This window comes from Rothia sp. CCM 9416 (assembly GCF_048513535.1).
Classification (GTDB): domain Bacteria; phylum Actinomycetota; class Actinomycetes; order Actinomycetales; family Micrococcaceae; genus Rothia.
Window position 1 is genome coordinate 54,466 of record NZ_JBLXXR010000012.1, and the last position, 20,127, is coordinate 74,592.

At 58.0% G+C, this 20,127-nt stretch carries 23 protein-coding genes; 4 read left to right on the top strand and 19 right to left on the bottom strand.

The window, feature by feature from the left end:
* Positions 1-177: 177 nt before the first annotated feature.
* The 4 genes from ACN080_RS06370 (at position 178) to fabF (ending at position 3,975) form a co-directional block, all read left to right on the top strand.
* Positions 178-1,089, top strand: coding sequence for an ACP S-malonyltransferase (locus ACN080_RS06370; protein WP_419113323.1), 912 nt, complete (start codon positions 178-180; stop codon positions 1,087-1,089).
* Positions 1,090-1,109: 20 nt separating this feature from the next.
* A complete protein-coding gene (locus tag ACN080_RS06375; protein ID WP_419104707.1) occupies positions 1,110-2,135 on the top strand; it encodes a beta-ketoacyl-ACP synthase III in 1,026 nt (341 codons plus the stop codon).
* Between the two features lie 238 nt (positions 2,136-2,373).
* Positions 2,374-2,613: an acyl carrier protein gene (locus tag ACN080_RS06380; protein WP_419099527.1), complete on the top strand. Its 240-nt coding sequence runs from the start codon at positions 2,374-2,376 to the stop codon at positions 2,611-2,613.
* Positions 2,614-2,703: 90 nt separating this feature from the next.
* A complete protein-coding gene (gene fabF / locus ACN080_RS06385; protein ID WP_419110327.1) occupies positions 2,704-3,975 on the top strand; it encodes a beta-ketoacyl-ACP synthase II in 1,272 nt (423 codons plus the stop codon).
* Between the two features lie 123 nt (positions 3,976-4,098).
* Here the strand turns inward: fabF and ACN080_RS06390 are convergent, their stop codons facing one another.
* From ACN080_RS06390 to ACN080_RS06480, 19 genes are all read right to left on the bottom strand, one after another.
* Entirely contained in the window at positions 4,099-4,635 is a 537-nt protein-coding gene (locus tag ACN080_RS06390; protein ID WP_419113324.1) for a DUF3145 family protein, read from the bottom strand.
* Between the two features lie 83 nt (positions 4,636-4,718).
* Entirely contained in the window at positions 4,719-5,732 is a 1,014-nt protein-coding gene (locus tag ACN080_RS06395) for a tyrosine recombinase XerC (RefSeq protein WP_419113325.1), read from the bottom strand.
* 42 nt (positions 5,733-5,774) lie between these two features.
* Positions 5,775-7,034, bottom strand: coding sequence for a DNA-processing protein DprA (gene dprA / locus ACN080_RS06400; RefSeq protein WP_419113326.1), 1,260 nt, complete (start codon positions 7,032-7,034; stop codon positions 5,775-5,777).
* Positions 7,031-8,578 (bottom strand): YifB family Mg chelatase-like AAA ATPase, encoded by a 1,548-nt coding sequence (locus ACN080_RS06405; RefSeq protein WP_419104702.1) that lies wholly within the window; start codon positions 8,576-8,578, stop codon positions 7,031-7,033. The genes dprA and ACN080_RS06405 overlap by 4 nt, the downstream gene beginning before the upstream one ends.
* 2 nt (positions 8,579-8,580) lie before the next feature.
* A complete protein-coding gene (locus ACN080_RS06410) occupies positions 8,581-8,985 on the bottom strand; it encodes a YraN family protein (protein WP_419113327.1) in 405 nt (134 codons plus the stop codon).
* A 282-nt stretch (positions 8,986-9,267) separates the two neighbouring features.
* Complete coding sequence (locus tag ACN080_RS06415) at positions 9,268-9,606, bottom strand: DUF2469 family protein (protein WP_419099520.1); 339 nt, start codon at positions 9,604-9,606, stop codon at positions 9,268-9,270.
* A complete protein-coding gene (locus ACN080_RS06420) occupies positions 9,603-10,385 on the bottom strand; it encodes a ribonuclease HII (protein WP_419104701.1) in 783 nt (260 codons plus the stop codon). The genes ACN080_RS06415 and ACN080_RS06420 overlap by 4 nt, the downstream gene beginning before the upstream one ends.
* Positions 10,386-10,389: 4 nt before the next feature.
* A complete protein-coding gene (gene lepB, locus ACN080_RS06425; protein ID WP_419099518.1) occupies positions 10,390-11,121 on the bottom strand; it encodes a signal peptidase I in 732 nt (243 codons plus the stop codon).
* A 113-nt stretch (positions 11,122-11,234) separates the two neighbouring features.
* Positions 11,235-11,900, bottom strand: a complete 666-nt coding sequence (lepB, locus tag ACN080_RS06430; protein ID WP_419104699.1) for a signal peptidase I — start codon at positions 11,898-11,900, stop codon at positions 11,235-11,237.
* A gap of 24 nt (positions 11,901-11,924) precedes the next feature.
* On the bottom strand, positions 11,925-12,272 hold the full coding sequence (gene rplS / locus ACN080_RS06435; protein WP_419099516.1) for a 50S ribosomal protein L19: 348 nt from the start codon (positions 12,270-12,272) through the stop codon (positions 11,925-11,927).
* Between the two features lie 300 nt (positions 12,273-12,572).
* Positions 12,573-13,367, bottom strand: a complete 795-nt coding sequence (gene trmD / locus ACN080_RS06440; RefSeq protein ID WP_419099515.1) for a tRNA (guanosine(37)-N1)-methyltransferase TrmD — start codon at positions 13,365-13,367, stop codon at positions 12,573-12,575.
* A 3-nt stretch (positions 13,368-13,370) separates the two neighbouring features.
* Positions 13,371-13,979, bottom strand: coding sequence for a ribosome maturation factor RimM (gene rimM, locus ACN080_RS06445; protein ID WP_419099514.1), 609 nt, complete (start codon positions 13,977-13,979; stop codon positions 13,371-13,373).
* Between the two features lie 144 nt (positions 13,980-14,123).
* Positions 14,124-14,366 carry an RNA-binding protein gene (locus ACN080_RS06450; protein WP_419099511.1) on the bottom strand — a complete coding sequence of 81 codons (243 nt, stop codon included), beginning with the start codon at positions 14,364-14,366 and terminating at the stop codon, positions 14,124-14,126.
* A 2-nt stretch (positions 14,367-14,368) separates the two neighbouring features.
* On the bottom strand, positions 14,369-14,797 hold the full coding sequence (rpsP, locus tag ACN080_RS06455) for a 30S ribosomal protein S16 (protein WP_419104697.1): 429 nt from the start codon (positions 14,795-14,797) through the stop codon (positions 14,369-14,371).
* A 286-nt stretch (positions 14,798-15,083) separates the two neighbouring features.
* Positions 15,084-16,253, bottom strand: a complete 1,170-nt coding sequence (locus ACN080_RS06460) for an ABC transporter permease (protein ID WP_419113328.1) — start codon at positions 16,251-16,253, stop codon at positions 15,084-15,086.
* Positions 16,250-17,158 (bottom strand): ABC transporter ATP-binding protein, encoded by a 909-nt coding sequence (locus tag ACN080_RS06465; protein ID WP_419113329.1) that lies wholly within the window; start codon positions 17,156-17,158, stop codon positions 16,250-16,252. The genes ACN080_RS06460 and ACN080_RS06465 overlap by 4 nt, the downstream gene beginning before the upstream one ends.
* A 143-nt stretch (positions 17,159-17,301) precedes the next feature.
* Positions 17,302-17,988: a response regulator gene (locus ACN080_RS06470; protein ID WP_419113330.1), complete on the bottom strand. Its 687-nt coding sequence runs from the start codon at positions 17,986-17,988 to the stop codon at positions 17,302-17,304.
* Between the two features lie 2 nt (positions 17,989-17,990).
* Positions 17,991-19,319, bottom strand: coding sequence for a sensor histidine kinase (locus ACN080_RS06475; RefSeq protein WP_419113331.1), 1,329 nt, complete (start codon positions 19,317-19,319; stop codon positions 17,991-17,993).
* Positions 19,320-19,464: 145 nt separating this feature from the next.
* On the bottom strand, positions 19,465-20,127 hold a 663-nt coding region (locus ACN080_RS06480; protein WP_419113332.1), incomplete at its 5' end, for a hypothetical protein.

A 20,127-nucleotide genomic window follows, 5' to 3' on the forward strand; every position in this document is an offset into this window, starting at 1 on the left:
GGCTTGCCTTTTATCTGCATAGGGTGTAAGTGGCTGTGTGAACTTTATTGGCTTTTGAGAAGATGCAGGTCGAGATGGGGCCTGACCAGGCTTTGGGGAGTAGGATAGTTATTTGAAATTATGTACCGGTAATCTTCAAAGATCCGGTCTCCTTCAAGAACTGAGGCGGTAAATCGCGTGATTGCACTGGTGTGCCCCGGTCAGGGCTCTCAAAAACCCGGCTTCCTATCCCAGTGGCTAGAGCTGGAGGGAGTTCGCGACCACTTAGAGCAGCTCTCAGCGGCAGCAGACCTAGATCTGGTGCACTACGGTACCGAAGCTGACGAAGAAACTATCAAAGACACCGCCATTGCCCAGCCCCTTATCGTTGCCGCTGGCCTTGTGACCGGTAGGCTGGCTCTCACAGCGCTGAAGGGCCAGGACCTCATTCTGGCCGGGCACTCCGTGGGTGAGATTACGGCCTGCACCCTAGCCGGTGTACTCACCGACGAAGAAGCCATGCGCTTTATCAAGGTTCGAGCTACCGGTATGGCCGCCGCGTCAGCTGCTACTCCCACCGGCATGGCCGCTGTTCTAGGCGGCGCCGAAGCGGACGTCCGGGCAGCTATTGAAGCAGCTGGGCTGACAGCAGCAAACTCTAACGGCGGCGGCCAGATTGTTGCCGCTGGCTCCCTTGATAACATTGCGACCTTTGCTCAGAACCCCCCGGCCAAGGCCCGGGTGATTCCCCTCAAGGTGGCCGGCGCTTTCCATACTTCTTACATGGCATCTGCCCAGGAACCCCTGGCTGATTTTGCCGCGACTCTCAGCCCCGCCCAGCCCCAGTTTGAGCTTCTTTCTAACTATGACGGTCAGGCTCTTGCAGGTGGCCAGGAGACCCTGGACTCTTTGGTCGCCCAGGTCACCCGCCCCGTCCGCTGGGACCTCTGCATGCAGACTCTCGGTAACCACCAGGTAAGCCGCATCGTTGAAGTCTCTCCCGCTGGCACCTTGATAGGCCTGGCTAAACGAGCCATGCGCGGAACCCCCAGCACTGCGGTAAACACCCCCGCCGAGCTTGAAGAACTTACAGAAGCGCTCAGCGCATAGCCCACCCGAAAGGATCTCCCATGCCTACTCTCCAGCAGGTTGAGACCAACCGATACTCCCGTATTCTGGGGTACGGTGCCGCCCGCCCCGACCTCCTGGTCACCAACGACGATATAGCCGGGCCGATCAACTCATCCGATGAATGGATTGTTCAGCGCACCGGCATCAAGACCCGCCACCGTGCCTCAGAAAAGATTTCGGTTGCAGACCTAGCTATTGGTGCCGCTCAGGACGCGCTAGAAGCCTCAGGCCTTGCCGGGGAAGAGCTTGATGCTGTCATCATCTCCACCATCTCCCACCCCTACGCCACTCCTTCCTTGGCTACTATCGTGGCCGATGCAGTTGGGTCAAAAGCGCCAGCCTACGACATCTCAGCCGCCTGTGCAGGCTTCTGCTACGGTATTGCCCAGGCTGATGCGCTAGTACGCTCTGGCCTAGCGAATAAAGTACTGGTCATCGGTGTTGAGAAGCTCTCAGACTTCATCGATAACACCGAACGATCCATCTCCTTCCTGCTCGGTGATGGTGCTGGTGCCGCAGTGGTAGGAGCATCGGATACTCCCGGTATCGGCCCCACCATCTGGGGTAGCGACGGTGAGCGTTGGGGTGCAGTGGGCATGACCCACTCCATGCTCGATATCCGCAACCGCGACTTTATAGCCAACCCCGTGCAGGAGGGCGAAAAGATTTGGCCCACCCTGCGCCAGGACGGCCAGGCTGTCTTCCGCTGGGCCGTCTGGGAAATGGCAAAGGTTGCTCAAAAGGCACTGGAGGCCGCAGGTATTACCGCAGATGATCTGGGTGCGCTCATCACCCACCAAGCCAACATGCGCATCATCGATCAGATGGTCAAGACCCTCAAACTACCTGAGACTGTTGAGGTTGCCCGCGATATTGAATGCGCCGGAAACACTTCCGCCGCGTCGGTTCCCCTTGCCGCCCACCAGCTTCTGCAAGAGAACCCCCAACTGTCCGGCACCTTTGCCCTACAAATCGGTTTCGGCGCGGGCCTAGCCTTCGCAGCCCAGGTCGTCGTCCTTCCCTAGCTCCTATCGGCAGGGTACCACCAAAAACGGCACTCAGGCTGCCGCAATATTTTGAAAAATGTTAGATTTATTTCAAAATTTTAGTGGCGTCACACCGTCTCTTTGCGCGGGCTAGAAGCTACACTCATTGTTGAGGCTTAAGCGGGACTCCCGTGGCCAGCCACCACCCTTGCCCTAAGGCTTGGTGCGTAAAGTCAAAAGCGGCCTATAGGGCCGTCATCTCTCAAAAGGAGCCATCATGGCAGATCAGAACGAAATCCTTGCAGGTCTTGCAGAGATCGTCAACGAAGAAACCGGCGTTGAGGTAGAGGACGTCCAGATGGATAAGTCCTTCACCGATGACCTGGATATCGACTCCATCTCAATGATGACCATCGTTGTCAACGCTGAAGAGAAGTTCAGCGTCACCATCCCCGACGAAGAGGTTAAGAACCTCAAGACCGTAGGCGATGCCGTCAACTTCATTGCCAACGCCTAAAAAGCGTCGTTAGGTTGGGCCCGGTTTTATGCCGCGCCCAACCTCCTTTTTATTATTTTCACCCTTAGTTCGTCTTCAAAGGATTCAAACATGACTCGTAAAGTTGTGGTGACCGGTCTCGGTGCTACTACCCCCATTGGTGGGGACGTCCCAACGACCTGGGAGAAGGCCCTTGCCGGTGTTTCTGGTATCAGCACCATTGAAGAAGACTGGGTTGAAAAGTACGAGCTCCCCGTTTCTATTGCTGGTCGAGTCGCAGTTTCCGCTGTTGATTCGGGCCGTCTGACCAAGGTCGAAGCCAAGCGCCTTGACCCCTCAGGCCAGCTCGCTCTGGTCGCGGCCCGTGAAGCCTGGCAGGATGCAGGCTTCAGTGGCCCCGACGCTGAAGCAGCTAAGGAGTGCGACCCGCTGCGGACCGCGGTTGCCTTCGGCACCGGTATCGGCGGCGTATGGACCCTCCTTGATGCCTGGGACACCCTGCGCGAAAAGGGGCCCCGCCGTATGCTCCCCATGACCGTGCCCATGCTGATGCCCAACTCTAACGCCGCCGCAGTTTCTATGAACCTCAAGGCTCGCGGCTCAGCACAGACCGTGGTATCTGCTTGTGCCTCATCGACCGAAGCACTTGAAATCGGCCTCATGCTGATTCGTTCGGGTAAGGCTGATGTTGTGATCGCTGGTGGTTCAGAAGCCGCTATCCACCCCATGACCATTGGTGCCTTTGCCAAGATGCAGGCCCTGTCTACTCGCAACGACGACCCCCAGGGCGCTTCACGCCCCTACGATACCGACCGTGACGGCTTTGTCATGGGTGAAGGCGGCGCCGCCCTGATCCTGGAATCTGAAGAGCACGCGCTGGCTCGCGGTGCCCGTATCTACGCTGAACTTGCCGGTACCGGTGTATCAGCCGATGCCTACCACATCACCGCGCCCGACCCCGCAGCTCTCGGTGCTAGCCGTGCTCTCCAGGAAGCGCTAACCGACGGCGGCATCAGCCCCGAACAGGTTGTTCACGTCAACGCACACGCGACCTCCACCCCCGTGGGCGATATTCCCGAGTCCCTGGCTCTACGCGAAGTCCTTGGCGATCACACCGATCAGGTCGCTGTCTCTGCCACCAAATCCATGACCGGGCACCTGCTCGGTGGTGCTGGCGCCCTTGAGGCAGTGCTGACCGTCCTTGCTCTTCATCACCGCAAAGCCCCCTGCACCATCAATCTGCAGAACAAGGATCCCCAGGTTGAGCTCGATATCGTTACCGAAGCACGTAACCTACCTGCAGGCGAGATCGTTGCTCTTTCCAACTCCTTCGGCTTTGGCGGCCACAACGCCGTAGCCGCTTTCCGCAGCGTTGAAAACTAACTAAACCCTAGGGTTCAATAACCAGGGGCGGTCTTCTCAACTAGGGGAAGACCGCCCCTGTGCATCTTCAAAACGCCCTTACCTGCATACTGACATCTGTGTGTGAGAAAAGTCAGATGGTTTTTAGCCTTCGCTCCTAATATGAGCGATATTGATGGTCTTCTTGCTATAACGAAGTGGCTCAAGCTCCTCGTCCCAGGCTTGGCCCAGTGCGAGCGCAAACTGGTCGTAGAGGGCCTTATAGTCACCGGCGGCTTGCTCAAAGGCGTAGCGGATTCTGTCTTCAGTCACGGTAAAGTTGCCCTGCGCGTCAACGGGCTGTGTACAGAGGCCCAGTGAGGGCGTATGCATGATGCGTAAGGCGCTACTGGTGGCGGTGGGCCGTTCGGTGATCTCAAAGTGGGTATCTGAAAATTGGCGGAGGGCTGAAGCCAGCTGGGCGGCTGTGCCTGCTGGGCCGGTCCAGGTAAGTTCGGTGCGCTGGTAACCGGGGCGGGCAGGTTGGGCTTCCCAGCTCAGCTTGAGGGAGGCTTTGAGGGTGTTTTCGATGCTCCACCGGATATGGCTGGTCAGGGCGGCGGGGACGGCATGTAACAGCACGAACCCGCCGGTGAGGGCGGGGGGTTCAAATAATCCTTGAGTCTCTGTTGCTGAAAACATGCTTTTTCTATCCTATATCGTGGCTGATGGCTATCAGAAAGCGAGGGTGCAAAGGTGCAGGCAAGAATGGTGGGGTTCTCTTGTTAGGCTCTGGGGTGGGCACGCGAATAGACCTGCGCTAACCGGTCTACGGACACGTGGGTATAGACCTGGGTGGTTGCCAGGGAGCTGTGTCCAAGGAACTCTTGGACTGCTCTGATGTCTGCGCCCCCGTCGACCATGTGGGTAGCGGCGGTATGGCGGAAGATGTGGGCACCACTGGCATCAGTATTATCGAGGGTTTCTAGCAAGCGGGTTAGGTCGGCTCTGATTTGCCGGGCATTTGCTCGTTTGCCCTTGGGGCCTATGAAGAGCGCGTACTGAGGCTCTGGTTGAGTGTGGGGGTACTCCGTGCTAGCTTGCGGTAGCCACTGGGGCCTGCCCTGGGCAACCCAGAGGGAGAGAGCTTTCATAGCCTGAGGACCGAACGGCACTACCCGTTCTTTGTTGCCTTTGCCGATGACCCTCAGGGTTCTGCCCTGCCGGTCGATGCTGGTTAGATCGAGCCCGGTGAGCTCTGAGATGCGGATACCTGTTGCGTAGAGGACTTCCACGGCCGCGTTCAGGCGCAGGAGCCGGGGGTTGAGTGGGTCTAGCCCCAGCGCACGGTGCAGGGTCTGGGTCAGGTTTTCCATATGGTGAGCTGAGAGCACCGTGGGAAGGTAGCTGGTTTTCTTGGGGGTGGAGAGCTTAAGCGCCGGGTTGGTTGCTATCAGTTCTTCCTCTTCTGCCCAGAGAAAGAAACTGCGAATACTTGAGGTTCTGCGTGCCATCGACGATCTGGCCGCCTGCTTCTGGTGGTGGGTTGCCAGCCAGCCACGGAGCAATTCCAGGGTGATATGTGAGAGGTGGGTTGTTCCGTGCCTCCTGGCATAATCAAAAAAATCCCGGAGATCTGCCAGGTAGGCCCTCATGGTTTCGGGTGACCGGTGCAATTCATAGGTCAGGTAGCGCTCATAGGCTTCAAGGGCCCTGATGTATTCTCGATCTTCGTCGATAGCGGCTGCACCGATTTTGAGGGTGGTGGGCAGCTGATGGCTCTCGTAGCTTGGGCCCATCTACTCCCCCTCTTTTCTTACCTGGATATGACGACCATAGGTTCACCCCATTTTAGCCCCTAAGTGCTTGTGCCCTTGCTCAAACTTTTTGCGCCAGCCATTTCCCTGACTCTGAGCTAGCCCTAGCCGTTCCATCTGGGTCAGCGCTAGCATGACAGACCGGGCTGGGATTCCGCTTTCAGCACCGATAGCGTCCACAGGGCGGTAGCTACTGACCGGGAGCACGTCCCAGATCCTGCCTTGAATCTCCGTTAGGCTGTCTATTAGCGCCTTCCGGGCATCGACAGATTCGCTCAACAGACTGGCCTGTTCAGGGGCTTCTAAATTCAACCTACCTCTTTCGAGGTGTGTGGCATCGGTGATGAGCTGGGCTAGCCCATCGCGGATCAGCCGGTGGCAGCCCTCAGAGCTCGGGGAAAAGATAGGCCCGGGTACCGCGTAGACCGGCCTGCCCAGCTCTAGAGCGTGGTGGGCGGTGTTGAGGGCTCCGCTGCGCCAGCGGGCTTCTACGACCACGGTGCAGTAGGCAAGGGCCGCAATGAGCCGGTTCCTTTGCAAAAAACGGTAACGCGTGGGGTTCTGGCCCAGAGGGACTTCCCCCAGAATCAGTCCACGGTCGATGATGTTTTCGAGCAGACTGGCGTTTTGACGCGGGTAGAGCCGGTCCAGCCCACCTGCCATGAGGGCAACCGTAGGAAGTTCTGATGCGCCGGTGCTCAAGGCGACCCGGTGAGCTAGAGCGTCAACCCCAAATGCGCCCCCGGATACGATGGTCTTACCCGCTGCGGCTGAGTCACCGGTTAGGTGTGAGGTTGCAGAGTTACCGTAGGAGCTGACATCCCTGGAGCCTACGATGGCCTGGCTGGTAGCAAGGTTGAGATGCTTGAGCAAGGCTCTATCGCCTCTGCCCCACAGCCCAAAGGGCATACGTTCGGCAAGGTCATTGAGGGCCACCGGCCAGTCAGGGTCTTCGGGCACACAGAGCCAGGCCCCGCAGGCCTTTGCCCAGGTCATATCCTGCTCTACCCTAATCCCACCCCGTCGGGCCTGCCAGCGTTCCATACGGGCTTGCACAAGACCACGGAGCGAGGCAAAGAGCTGGGGGTCCTCCCGGCCAGCTTGCGCCAGCTCTTCCTGCAGGTAGCTGGCCGTCAGCTCCCTGCGCCCGGTCAAGAAATCGGCTGTCAGGAGCGGCCCGCAGAGGGCGATCAGGGCGGTAGTTGCTGTATCTTCGGGGTCGCTGATCCGCATGATTTCCGCTCTTGCGCGGCGGATATTTTCGAGGTCCTGGTGCTCAGTCATGATGCGCCGCCTTCCATACCAAGATTGCGAAAATACAGGGCCAGGTCCAGATGGTCCTGGGTGGGGCTAGTGCTCCCGTCAAGATCGGCCAGGGTCCAGGCGGTTCGGAGTACCCGATCATAACCGCGAGCGGTGAGCGTCCCCCGGTCAATGGACCGGGATAGCTCCGCAGTGAGAGCCGCAGAGAGCTTAAGCGGCCCGCGCAGAATCTTTCCGTTCGTCTCAGCATTGGTGCTCAACCCGTAGGGAGCAAGCCGCTCAGCCTGAGCCGCCCGTGCCTGTGTCACTCTGTCCCGAACCTTTGCAGAACTCTCATAAGTGCCGCTGGCCGCCAGATCAGCGGCCGTCACCTTAGGGACGGTAATACGCACGTCAAGACGATCGAGTAAGGGGCCAGAGAGCCTACCGAAGTATGCCCTCCGTTCCCTGCTGGTACAGGTGCAGTCCAGCCCCCGCCCCACGTTGTTACCGCAGGGGCAGGGGTTAGCCGCCATTACCAGCTGAAAACGTGCCGGGTAGCGAGCAGAAGCTGCAGCGCGGTCGATGACAATCTCCCCGCTCTCCAGCGGCTGGCGGAGCGAGTCAAGAACTGTCCGCTTGAACTCAGGTGCCTCGTCCAGGAAGAGGACCCCGCGGTGGGCCTTAGAGACACAGCCGGGACGGGGAATGCCAGCACCACCACCCAGAATTGCGGGAGCGCTGGCGCTGTGGTGGGGCGCTTCGAAGGGAGGAAGGGTCATCAACGAACTCCGAGCCGCCCCACCCGAGCACAGCGAATGAATTGCCGTTACCTCCATAGCATCTTGGGGACCCAGCGGCGGCAGAATACCGGTCAGCCGCTCAGCAAGCATGGTTTTACCTGAGCCAGGAGGCCCATTCAGGAGCAGATGGTGCCCACCCGCCGCAGCAATTTCTAGTGCCAGCCGGCCTTCGGCTTGACCAGCAACATCTGCCAGGTCAGGAGGTAAAGCCTTGGTTTCTTGTTCATTCTCTCGCACGGGTCTGGTCAGCTGAGGCCGTTTGAGACTTTCAGGCTTCTTAGCACCCAGTTCCACAAAGATATCGGCCAGGCAGCTGTAGCCGTAAACCTCAGCCCCCGCAACCAGCGCCGCCTCCTGCTGGTTACCGGCAGGAACCACAACCTTGGGGTACCCCGCATCGACAGCGGCCTTAACCGCAGGCAAAATACCGGGTATCTCCCGCAGGCTCCCGTCCAGACCTACCTCCCCCAGGTAGACAGTCTGCCCAGACGGCTTCAGCTCCCCTACAGCTTGCAGGGCAGCTACCAGCATGGCAACGTCAAAGGCAGATCCCCGCTTAGGCAGGGTCGCCGGAGTGAGATTGACGGTGAGCTTCTGCGGCGGCAGGGCAAGCCCGGAATTCTTAGCCGCAGAACGTACCCTGTCCTTAGCCTCATTCAAAGAATTATCGGGGAGACCCAGCAGTACAAAGCCAGGAAGCGCAGCGGACACATCAGCCTCTACCTCAACCAGGTGGCCTGTTACCCCGACCAGTGCTATTGAGAACGTCCGAGCAAAAGCCACAGCTACAGCACCGCCTTAACATGCTCAAAAGTGAAGTCCTCGGCTGTGCCGCACACCGCAACAGCATCAATACGCAGGGAACGGTAATCACCGGTATGCTCCGAACACCAGGCATAAGCAAGCTGACGGAGCCGGTTGCCTTTCTCACGGGTAATGGCTTCTAGCGGGTGGCCGTATCCGCTCCCTGACCGCGTTTTAACCTCAATAAAAACCAGATCCATGTCGGGATCAACCATGACCAAATCGATCTCCCCCACCGGTGAGCTCCCTAGGTTGCCAGACGGTGGCCGCCAATTCCGTTCCACCAGGCTATAGCCATTAAGTTCCAATACAAGCAGCGCAAGGTCTTCACCCCAGCGCCCTACCCTAGTGTTGTTGGCGATACTGGACTGGGTTCTCAAGCTCATAGCCAGGCCTTTCTCATGTGAGGGTCAGGTACCCTCAGCATGGCCTAGCAGACCCCCACTACCTCGCCCCAAGTAGCGCTGTGTATGACTCAAACCGCCCTAGATGCACAAATACAGAGGTAAGCCAGCTACCAAAAGGTGAAAGAATGACGGCCTATTTCCTCGCAGACCTCTCGGGTGCTCACACCCGAGAGTCAATCACCCCACCAGCAGTAGGTAGCGCGGGTAGGGCAAAGCCCCGGTGGGAACTCACTCACCGGGGCCATGAGAACAAGACAGGCACTACCCTAAATCGGGGTCCAAATCAGTCAAATGAGGTACAACCAGTTCCTCCGCAGCCGCCCGCTCCTCAACGTTGATATCACGCACAGAGTAGACCCTCACATTCTTCACAAACCGGGAAGAACGGAAGACATCCCAGACCCACACGTCCTGAAGCTCCACCTCAAAATAGATAGCTCCGTCTGCGGTTCGTGGTCTTACCTGTACCTGGTTAGCCAGGTAAAAACGACGGTCGGTTTCCACTATGTAGGTAAAGAGCTCAGCGACATTCTTGTACTCTTCGTAGAGGGCAAGCTGGGCACCTGATTCGTAGCTCTCTAAATCTTCGTTACTGCTCATCGATCCTCCTTCTCTCGTTCAAGCAATGCGGCTTTCACCTGATCTGCTGTTGCTGGGAGCGACCAGCTCAGGCGGTGGACCGGTGTAGGGCCGGCCTCCTTAATCCTGGCCCGGTGAGTGGTAGAACCATAGCCCTTATTCTTGGCCCATCCAAAGCCCGGATAAGTACGGTCAAGCTCTACCATGAGCCCGTCGCGTTGGACCTTGGCTACCACTGAGGCGGCAGCAATGGAGGCACACCGGAGGTCTCCCTTAACTTCCATCTGGACCGGCCCGAACCAACCGTTCTGGGTACCCGGAACAGCTTTCCAAGCTTCTGCAACAAGGTCAGTGTAGAGTGCCTGGACTGGGTCAAGCTCAGCAAAAAGGTCATTCTGCGGGTCTGCCAACCAGTTATGTTTGCCATCCAACAAGATAGCATCGGGGTAAGCCCCAGCGGCAGCTACCTGGGCAAGCGCTCGCTGACCTGCTAAGCGCAAGGCTGTGGTAATGCCCAGGGCGTCAATCTCCGCCGGTGATGCATGACCGACAGCGGTTACAGCCCACTGCTGAATCTCGGGGAGCATAGCCAAGCGTTTTTTCTCGCTCAGCGCCTTGGAATCAACCAGTCCCTCAACCTTCAGCTGGGCACCGGCCTTAATGACAGCTACCCCCACCGTCACCGGCCCAGCCAGCGGTCCACGGCCTACCTCATCCATACCGGCTAGCAGGGTAAGGCCCCGCGCAAACAGCGAGGACTCTACCGAAAGGTCAGCAACTGGCCTTGTTGTACCTACCAACTGGCTACTCGCTATCGGGGACCTGCGAAAAGACGTCATCGGCACCATTGATGAAAGTAAAGTTGGACAGCGGCCAAGCTACCACGAATACCTCACCAACCACCTCAGCATCGTTGATGAACTCTGTACCGGTCTCAATGTGGTAGCGGGAATCAGCCGAATTGGAACGGTTATCGCCCATGACGAAGTAGGAGCGTTCGGGGACAATGACGTCAAAGGCGACCTCGGTCGGTTTGACACCGGGCTTGAGGTAGGTTTCGTCAATCTTGACACCGTTGACAAAAATACGCCCGTCTGGGGTACCCACAACGTGATCCCCGCCGACACCGATAACGCGTTTCACAAGGTAGTTGGATGAGCTGTCTGGCATCACGCCCACAAAGGCTAGGGCATCGCGCACAGGGTTTGAGTTAGAAGAGGCAGGCATCCACCCCTGGGCGTCTTTGAAGACCACGATATCGCCGCGCTCAGCCTCACCGAACAGTTCACCGGCCACATTCACAAAGACTCGGTCGTTGATTTGGAGAGTGTCCTCCATAGAGCTGGAGGGGATGAAGAACCCTCGTACCACAAAGGTTTTGAGCAAGAAAGCGATGAGGACCGCGTACAGAATAATCAGGGCGTACTCTTTGAGAGCGCTGTTTTCGCGGCGGCGTTTACCGCCTTTAGGTTTCTTCACCTTTGCGGTCTCGCTGTCGCTAGTCTCATCAATGTTTGCTGAGTTCTGCTGCTCCATGAGCATGCACCCTTCTGCTGAAAACGTCTTTACTGGTTTAGTTTAGTTGCTGATTCTGCAAGGACGGTGGAGGCCTTGGCCCAGCCCGGTTTGGGTAGGGGCCCTTGGTCACCTTAGTCAGGTGTGGTGCTACTTGGCCCTATTTTGTTCAAAGGCCAGACGGTATAGACGGGGGACCCAATCACCTTGTCCACCCTAACCATGCCACCTCCAGGTGCCCCCAAAAGCGCCCGTGAGTCAGCTGAGTTAGATCTGTTATCTCCCATAAGCCAGATTCTGCCCTCTGGAACCTGCACGCTAAAGGACACATCACTAGCACTCTCCCCCTGGGGCAGGTAGGGTTCCTCAAGCCGCTGGCCGTTCACCAAAAGGTAGCCCTCTGAATCGCAACATTCAACGGTGTCACCGCCCACCCCAATCACCCGCTTGATGTAAACCGTATCTGAACCCACCAATCCTAGCCACTGCCCAGCCGTTCCCAGCGGATCCCGAACCCAGGGACTACCGGATTGGTAGGGGGAAAAAGAACCGGTGCCGTCAAAAACGACTACGCTACCGCGCTCGATATGGCCGGACTGCTTGGAAACAATCAGCCGGTCCCCGGGCTCATAGGTCGGTTCCATGGAGGCAGAAGGAATGTAGTACACGTCATAAAAGAAAGACCGAATAACCAGGAGCACCGCCAAGGCAAGGAGCGAGGCAGTAGCAACAAGGCGCCAGCCCCGTAAAAAGGGTTGGCGCCTTGCCTCACTGGATTCGGCGGTGAGGCCGCTATCCATTGATAAAGGTGAAACCTAGTCGGTTTAGGCTTCGCGCTTCTCGCGGATACGAGCAGCCTTACCGTGGCGGTCACGCATGTAGTAGAGCTTGGCGCGACGGACGTCACCGCGGCTAACAACCTCAATCTTTTCGATGACGGGAGAGTGTACGGGGAAGGTACGCTCTACGCCAACACCGAAGGAAACCTTACGAACGGTGAAGGTTTCGCGGATGCCGCCACCCTGGCGACCAACAACGAAGCCCTTGAAGACCTGGACACGGCTGCGGTTACCTTCAACGATGTTGACGTGTACGTTGAGGGTGTCGCCGGGGCCGAACTCGGGGATGTCGGTGCGAAGTGACTTGTTGTCAATGAAGTCAAGAGTCTGCATTGAATTTCTCCGTGAATATCTCTGCCGCAGGTCAAACATATTCCTGATAAATCGTAGGCAGTGTCTGAGGACGCCGGGGCGCCAGACCGATGCTGTCTACGAGTAGATTGTTTCACCCTCACCCACTCTGGGGGCTTGGGTGGCTCATACTGTTAGCGGTCGCTCTTCCCCCTGCGGCAGGGGCGTGCCCAGTATGAACACAAAAAACAATTATCTCACAGGAAATTAGCTCTGGCCAAGTATGCTGGCGGGAAAGATTGCTGACCTTGTGTGAGTTTAATTGCTTGGCTCTGGGGCTCCTTATGCAAGGGCCGCTTGCTCGGCGGCTTTCTTAGCGGCATGCAGTTCTTGCAGGAGCTTACGGTCCTTCTTGTCCCAGCCCTCTTGGGGGTAGGCCTTTATCATGTCGTAGCGCCGCTCAAAGGTGCGGATAATCTGCTCATCGCGCCGCCAGCGGGCGATGGCCCCGTGGTTGCCAGATAGCAGAATAGAGGGAACCTGCTGGTCCCGCCAGGTAGCCGGTTTGGTGTAGACCGGGTATTCAAGCAAGCCGCCTGTGTGGGATTCTTCGTCCAGGGACTCGGGGTTGCCCATAGCACCGGGTATCAGGCGGGTAATAGCCTCAATCATGACCATGACCGCGACCTCTCCCCCATAGAGAACATAGTCACCAATGGATACCGGCATGACTCTAAAGCTTTGCTGGGCCCAGTTGAGTACCCGCTCGTCGATGCCCTCGTAGCGGGCGGGCGCAAAGACAATGTGTTGCTCTTCTTCGGCCAGCTGGTAGGCCAGTTGCTGGGTGAGGACCTGCCCGGCCGGGGAAGGAACGATCAGTAGCGGCTGGGAGTCGCCAGCAAGCGGGGAGTTAGCTAGGGCTTGGTCCAGGGCCAGGCCCCAGGGTTCGGGTTTCATGACCATGCCTGCTCCCCCGCCGTAGGGGGTGTCGTCCACGGTCTTGTGCCGGTCGGTGGCGTAGTCGCGCAGGTTGGTGAGGTTTAGCTCAACTTTGCCGGTCTCTTGGGCTTTGCCCAGCAGGGAAAGTTCCAGGGGCGCAAGGTACTCGGGGAAGATAGTAATGACATCAAAGCGCATGGGTTATGCGTCCTGCTCGTTTTCGCTCTCTTCGGTCTTGCTGTTGAGTTCCAGTAGGCCGGCGGGCGGGTCGATAATGACGTACCCCTCTTCAATATCAATAGCTGGAATAAGCTCTTCGACGAAGGGAATCATGACCTCAGAGCCGTCCGCGGTGTTTTTAAGGAGCATGATGTCCTGGGTGGGCATGGTCTGCAGGCCCACGACTAGGGCGATGGGTTCTTGGGGTAGGTAGCCGTCCTCGCTGATGTCAGAGGCCAGGTAGACCGGCAGATCCAGGAGTTGGTGCTCGTAGTAGCCTTCGCTATCGTCTTCTGCCGCTTCGGTGGTGGAGTCGAAGCTGAGGCGGGTGTCGCGTAGGAGTTCGGCCTGGTTGCGGTTTGTGATTTCTTGGAAGGCTACGACCAGGATTTTTTTGTTCCAGCGGGAGTTTTTGACAGTCAGGCTACCTGCCGGTGCCAGGGCACCGGCAGGAGTTGCAGGGTTATGGTTTTCGATCTCGAGGACGGAGCCGGGGGCGAAGCGTTCTTGGGGGGAATCGGTGAAAAGCTGGACGGTGACTTCGCCGCGAATGCCGTGGGGTTTGCCGATTCGGGCTACCTGGACCTGCATGGGTGGCTCCTTGAGGGGTTGGGGATGAGGGGTGTTCTTGTTCTTACACTCTACCGGTAGCGCAATGGTGCGGGCACAAAACGCACCGGGGCAGGCAAAAGCCCCGCGCCGGTTTCCCGGAGCGGGGCTTCTTCAAGTATTCAGTTAGCGTCGTCGATCGGTCTCGATGACATCTACCCTAAGACGGTCACCATCATTAATGGCGTTGACCACGGTGCGGATGCTCCTGGCGGTTCGGCCAGAACGGCCAATCACGCGACCCAGATCATCGGGGTGGACGCTGACTTCCAGAGTTTCACCGCGCCGACCGGTCTTAGCCCGAACCTTCACGTCCTCTGGGTTATCGACGATACCCCGAACCAGGTGTTCGAGAGCGTCAGCCAACATGATTACTCTGCTGCTTCCTCAGAAGCGGCTTCTTCAGTAGCCTCTTCAGCGGGAGCTTCCTCAGCCTTGTCCTCACCCTTGGGGGTGATAGCCTCGGGCAGGATGACCGAGCCCTTCTCGGGAACAACGAACTCAGGCTTAGCGTCAACAGGCTTGACCTGGTTTTCAGCCTTTTCGCCCTTGGCAGCAGCCAGGTCGCCGGTTAGCTTCAGCAGAGCAGCTACCTGCTCGGTGGGCTGGGCGCCAACTGACAGCCAGTACTGGGCACGCTCTGAGTTGATTTCGATGCGTGAGGGGTTCTCGGTCGGGTGGTAAATACCGATTTCCTCGATAGCCTTACCGTCACGCTTGGTGCGTGAGTCAGCTACTACAACACGGTAGCGGGGATCGCGGATTTTACCGAAACGCTTGAGACGAATTTTAACAGCCACTGTAGTGGTTTCTCCTGTTTTCTATCAGTGTTCGAAGAACTGGTCCTGGCTCGTGGGGCGGGCCTGACCAAGCTCCTCTGCGGACACAACCTCCCCCGGATGAGAGGGGCCGGGGAAAATCGAGTACCCGTCAAGTATGCCAGCTTGTTCCCACTTAAGCTAGGCTTTAGCCACCTAAAAGCGGTGTGTTGTGTCTAATGCCTATGAGGCTGTGCCCGCCGACTGGCTCGGCTCTGGCGGTCAGGGGAGGTCGGCAGGCTCAGCCACGAGCGTGCAGGGAGCAGGTTTACTTTTTGACTGCCTGCCTCCAGCTGACCGAGCCACCGCCACGCATGATATTGGAGTGATAGATTCGGGCACCCAGGCGGGTCAACAGGGCTGCCGCCAGCAGGGTAAGGCCCAATGCGGCCAGTGGCTCCCACAGGGCCACTTCTTCCGTCAGTAGACGGCGGGGCATAGCGATGGAAGACAGCACCGGCACAAAGGATACTATTTTCAGGATGGTACCCGAAGCATAAACTCCACCAAAGAGAGCGGCTAACAAAACCATAGTGACGGGGCTAGCCAGGTTGGCTATATCTTCGGTACGGGCCGCCATAGCCCCCACAGCCGCCCAGATAGTTGCAATAGCAGTGAAGCCGGCAATATAGAAGACAGCAAACCAGCCTGCCGAAGGTAGGACCCAGCCAAACTCAGCGGCAGCTCCGGTAACCTGTAAACCGATCAGGGCAACGATTGCGTAAGCAGCAACCTGCAGGATAGCCAGGATCAAATTGCCCACTACCTTGCCTGCTAGCACCTGCCTTAGGGGGACGGCGGTAGCGATGATTTCTACGATGCGATTCTGTTTTTCTTCCACAACGCTATTAGCGATGGCAACACCGAAAAGCACAGTACTCATATAAAAGAGCATGGCAAAGACAAAAGCCACCAGGAAGGCTAGGGCGGTGTTATCGTTACCGGAGATAGAGCTACTCGTCACCTTAGTTCCAGCGCTGAGGGCCTCTAGGTCTATGCCCTGGGCTGCTGCGTTTTGGGCGGTGACGGTGGAGGTAATGGCCTCGCTCATATCGTTGAACAGGCTCTTATCGGGCTCGCTGTCAAAAACCAGCTCCCAGCCACTATCGGTGGGTGCTAGATAGGCATCAGCATCGCCGTCTTTGACCAGGGCGCGGGCGGCATCGGCATCGGCTACTTGGGTAGCGGTGAAGCTGGTGTCTTGGTCACTGGTGGCATCAGCTACGGTGACGAAGGAGCTGGCTCGGCTGTCAGTGGTGGCTAGGGTGTATTCTTTGCCGCCGGAGTTGAGGAAGTAGGGAATAAGGATACTCGCTAGCACGATTAATACTGTGAAAATAGTACTACCGACAAAGCTCTTGTCTTTGAGCTTGACCATGACCTCCCGTGTGGCCACAATCTGCCAGGCGTTTTTGGGCTGATTAATCGTAGTGCTCATTGCTGGGTTACCTTCCGGTAGATATCGCCAAGAGTGGGTAGCTGACGGGAGAATTCGTGCATGTCGTGTTCGATGCCCTGGCGGAGGAGGGCGGTGCGAGTGGCATGCAGGTCGGCGCCGGGTTCGATTTCTAGGATGGCTTGGGTTCCGGCAACGTCCAGGACCTTGAGGCCGGGGAATTCACGCAACCAGGCGGCATCTTGGCCGCCCTTGTAGATGAACCGAGGTACACCGGCCTGACGGAGGTCTTTGGCTTTGCCTGCGGCAGGGATACTGCCCTGGTGCAGGATAACCACGGAGTCGCAGAGGCGTTCGACCAAATCAAGCTGGTGGGAGGAGAAGAGAACGGGGACACCCTGTCGCATGAGCGAGCGGAGCATAGCGACCATGGTATCGACGGCTTGAGGATCTAGGCCAGAGAAGGGCTCGTCCAGGATCAGGGCGCTGGGGTTATGCAGGATCGAGGCTACAATCTGGACTCGTTGCTGGTTGCCCAGGGAAAGGGCTTCGAGCTTGTCGTTGAGTCGCTCCCCCAGCCCCAGTTCGCTCAGGTGCTCAGCGGCAAGGCTTTTGGCGCTGCTTGCGCTCATTCCGCGGAGCTGGCCCAGGTAGGTGAGCTGGGCCAGGATGGGCTGTTTGGGGTAGAGGCCGCGTTCTTCGGGCATGTAGCCAAAGCTGGCACGGTCGGCGGAGGTAATCTCTCGACCCCGGTAGCGGATTGAACCTGCGGTGGGTTCGAGCAGGCCCATGATCATACGCATAGTGGTGGTTTTACCTGCACCGTTAGCGCCAAGGAATCCAGTCATGCTCCCGGGTTCTACGGTAAAGCTCACCTGATCAACAACGGTCTTGGTGCCGTAGGTCTTGGTCAGACCTTGCACCTCAATTCTGTTCTCTTGCGTCACGGTGTTTCTCCTGAGGTGGTGGGGCTAGTTGGTGGGCTTACCCCAGTGTGTGGTGTTTGTTTCTACCTCTAACTCTAGGTTTGGGCGGGCACAAAGAACTCCCCCGGGAGGGGGAACCTCTCGGGGGAGTTGTGTGGGGTGGATCAGCTGACCAGCCCTACGCGGTGGGCAAAGATGACGGCGCCAACTCTGTCCCTGCTGTGGGTTTTAGCCAGGATGTTGGAGACGTGGGTTTTGACGGTGGCGGCACCCAGGAAGAGGGTTGAGGCTATCTCGGCGTTGGTCATGCCCCCTGCCAGCAGTTCGAGGGTCTCTTTCTCGCGCGGGGTCAGAGAGCTCAGAGCAAAAGCGTCCTCAGGGCTCAGCTCAGGCCCGCTCCCCTGCTTGTTTTCCTTCCCCCGGGAGGTGGATTGCACGAACCGGGCGATGAGTGGCAGGGTCATCTCGGGTGAGAGCAGGGCCAGGCCGCTGGCTACCTTACGGATAGCATCGACCAGGTCATCGGCATCGGATGTTTTGAGCAGGAAGCCACTGGCTCCGGCTTCGAGAGCCGCAAAGAGGTAGTCTTCCCGGTCGAAAGTGGTCAAAATTAGGACGGAGGTTTCGGGGTATTCTTGGCGGATACGCGCTGTGGCTTCAATACCGTCCATGACCGGCATCTGCACGTCCATCAGAATGACATCCGGCTGGGTCTGCTCGGTCAGGGCTATCGCCTCCTGCCCGTTACCGGCTTGGCCGACGACCTCCATATCGTCTTCCATGGAGAGAATCAGGGAGAAGCCGCTCCGGACCAGTTCCTGGTCATCGGCCAGAAGGACTCGAATAGTCATGGTTATTTTTCTTCCTGGTAATCTTCAAAACGGACGGGGAACCGAACGAGCACCCTCCAGCCCTCTGCTCCTGTGCGAGGGCCGATCTGGGCGCTACCGCCGAGAGCGGCAGCTCGTTCCCTAATTCCTTGGAGGCCGTAGCCGGGCACTGCACCGACCTGGCCGCTTTCAGCGCACGTACCGTCGTCGGTGACTTCAAGCTCTACCCAGGTATTCTCCCCTATGCCGCCGGTGCGGAGGGCCAGAATCACCGACCGAGCCGAGGAATGTTTACGAACATTGGTCAGGGCCTCCTGAGCCATGCGGTAAATGGAGAGCTGGGTACCCTGGTGCAGGCCCTCTAATTTCTTCTCGCTACCGGCATTAATCTGAATCTGGGTTTCTATGCCGCTCTCCCGCATGGTCTGGGCCAAGGTATGGATATCAGCAATCTGAGGTTCCTTAGCCGTGGTACCGGGCTCAGCATCTGACTCCCGCAAAACCCGAATCAGGTTCTTCATCTCAGCCACCGATGACCGGGCCAGCTTTTCGATGTTCTGGAGGGGTTGAGCCGCCAGCTCAGGTTTTTTCTCCAGGGCACGACGGGCGGCTGCCGCCTGAATACCCATGGACGAAACGTGGTGGCCCACTGAGTCGTGAAGCTCCCGGGCTATGCGCAACCTGTCCTTATGAACTGCATCCTGGGCTATCTGAACGGCCTGAGCCTCAAGCTGGTCGGCCTGCTGGGCCAGAATATGACGCTGATAGGCCTCCTTCCAGGCAGTACGCCCCAGGGCACCGGCCAGACCGAAGAAACAGGTATTGCTCAGAGCTGTCACAATATAGGCGGCAGTGGGCAGGCTAAAGAGCCCTCCTCGATAGTCCTCGACCCCAAAGAGATTGAAGGTGGAGCCCATCGTTACCCAAATCATGACAATCCAGAGAAAGACAGATACACAAACTAAGGTATAGACAATCCAAAGCATAGCCCGATTTTTGGCCCAGGCTACCGCACTATAAAGCGCGGTAAAGTAGCAAAGCTGAGAACTCAGCGTAGAAACCGCAATCTGAGAAAGACTGCCGATACCAAAGAAAATAGCGGTTGCTACTATCAGGGTGGCTATAGGGTAGCGCCGCCGTGTCATTAGGGGCAGGGTCATGGCAGAAACCACCAGGTAGCTGGCGCGGATGTCATCCGGGTCGCTCCCGTAGAGGCCACTACTGTGGAAGCTGGCGTTATAGAGCAGGCTGATACCTAAGATAAGGACCCAGGCCCAGATATCGCGCCGCAGGCTAGTTTGTGGCGGGGTAGGCCGTTCCCAGTCGGGATCGATACGGTTCCAGGTGCTCATGCTCAGGAGGGGAAGTCTTTTCACCCGCCCACCCTATCAAGCCTGCTAGCCCTTCAAACTCCCCCATCCGGGGGATATGTGACCCAGTTCTAGGTGCCCTTAGAAGAAGTGAACTAGACACCAGGCCACAAACCCCGGTCTGGTTTTATTCGGACCTAGGCCCAAGATACTTCTGGCCAGCCCTCCTAGCTTTTGCCCCCAGGCCTGTAAAGGCTCTGCGGCTCAAAGTTTTCAGACTCTTGAAGTCAAGCGGATGAGGATTCTTCTGCTCAGCTTCTTCTTTCTGAGCTTGTAGCTCATCAAGAATTGAGGTAGGCGGCGCATGCCCCTGCTCCGCAGCAGGGGGGTGGACCTGGTGAAGCCAGCTATAAGCACGAGCAAGGACCAGCTCTGCGGCTCCACTTGCCCCCAGCGCCGCTGCGCTAACAGCGGCACCGCGGGCAGGCTGGCCCTTGAGAAGACGGCGGGTAGCCCACACAGCCAGCAGGCCGGAAGCACCCAATTGAGCAAAGCCATCTGCTGCCGCTAGCCAGGGCCGCTGAATCAGCTCACGGGACACAGCGCTGAGCCTATCAGTACCGTTGGGGTAGGCAGTGACGCTCTCCTTGAGCCGGTCCAGGCCGCTCATCTGCGGGCTAAACTCCCGATAGCCTACAAAGTCGGCAAGGAGCACGGAGCCATCGATAACTTTAAGGAGTTCATCAGGCAGTTCCAGCGCGTGCAGGGCAGATTCTAAACCTTCGGCGCTGGCACCATCCATGACATAGTTGGTCAGCCGTCTGCTCGCCTGCTCATCCAGGCCGTAGAG

What these genes read in the sequence shown, in the direction of transcription:
- ACN080_RS06415 (WP_419099520.1), bottom strand. Translation starts at nt 9,606, where the DNA reads ATGAGCAGTAACGAAGATTTAGAGAGCTACGAATCAGGTGCCCAGCTT.
- ACN080_RS06410 (WP_419113327.1), bottom strand. Translation starts at nt 8,985, where the DNA reads ATGAGCTTGAGAACCCAGTCCAGTATCGCCAACAACACTAGGGTAGGG.
- rplS (WP_419099516.1), bottom strand. Translation starts at nt 12,272, where the DNA reads ATGCAGACTCTTGACTTCATTGACAACAAGTCACTTCGCACCGACATC.
- ACN080_RS06450 (WP_419099511.1), bottom strand. Translation starts at nt 14,366, where the DNA reads ATGTTGGCTGACGCTCTCGAACACCTGGTTCGGGGTATCGTCGATAAC.
- ACN080_RS06380 (WP_419099527.1), top strand. Translation starts at nt 2,374, where the DNA reads ATGGCAGATCAGAACGAAATCCTTGCAGGTCTTGCAGAGATCGTCAAC.
- ACN080_RS06390 (WP_419113324.1), bottom strand. Translation starts at nt 4,635, where the DNA reads ATGTTTTCAGCAACAGAGACTCAAGGATTATTTGAACCCCCCGCCCTC.
- dprA (WP_419113326.1), bottom strand. Translation starts at nt 7,034, where the DNA reads ATGACTGAGCACCAGGACCTCGAAAATATCCGCCGCGCAAGAGCGGAA.
- ACN080_RS06395 (WP_419113325.1), bottom strand. Translation starts at nt 5,732, where the DNA reads ATGGGCCCAAGCTACGAGAGCCATCAGCTGCCCACCACCCTCAAAATC.
- ACN080_RS06470 (WP_419113330.1), bottom strand. Translation starts at nt 17,988, where the DNA reads ATGACTATTCGAGTCCTTCTGGCCGATGACCAGGAACTGGTCCGGAGC.
- lepB (WP_419099518.1), bottom strand. Translation starts at nt 11,121, where the DNA reads ATGGAGCAGCAGAACTCAGCAAACATTGATGAGACTAGCGACAGCGAG.
- rimM (WP_419099514.1), bottom strand. Translation starts at nt 13,979, where the DNA reads ATGCAGGTCCAGGTAGCCCGAATCGGCAAACCCCACGGCATTCGCGGC.
- ACN080_RS06475 (WP_419113331.1), bottom strand. Translation starts at nt 19,319, where the DNA reads ATGAGCACCTGGAACCGTATCGATCCCGACTGGGAACGGCCTACCCCG.
- lepB (WP_419104699.1), bottom strand. Translation starts at nt 11,900, where the DNA reads ATGGATAGCGGCCTCACCGCCGAATCCAGTGAGGCAAGGCGCCAACCC.
- ACN080_RS06460 (WP_419113328.1), bottom strand. Translation starts at nt 16,253, where the DNA reads ATGAGCACTACGATTAATCAGCCCAAAAACGCCTGGCAGATTGTGGCC.
- trmD (WP_419099515.1), bottom strand. Translation starts at nt 13,367, where the DNA reads ATGCGCTTTGATGTCATTACTATCTTCCCCGAGTACCTTGCGCCCCTG.
- ACN080_RS06375 (WP_419104707.1), top strand. Translation starts at nt 1,110, where the DNA reads ATGCCTACTCTCCAGCAGGTTGAGACCAACCGATACTCCCGTATTCTG.
- fabF (WP_419110327.1), top strand. Translation starts at nt 2,704, where the DNA reads ATGACTCGTAAAGTTGTGGTGACCGGTCTCGGTGCTACTACCCCCATT.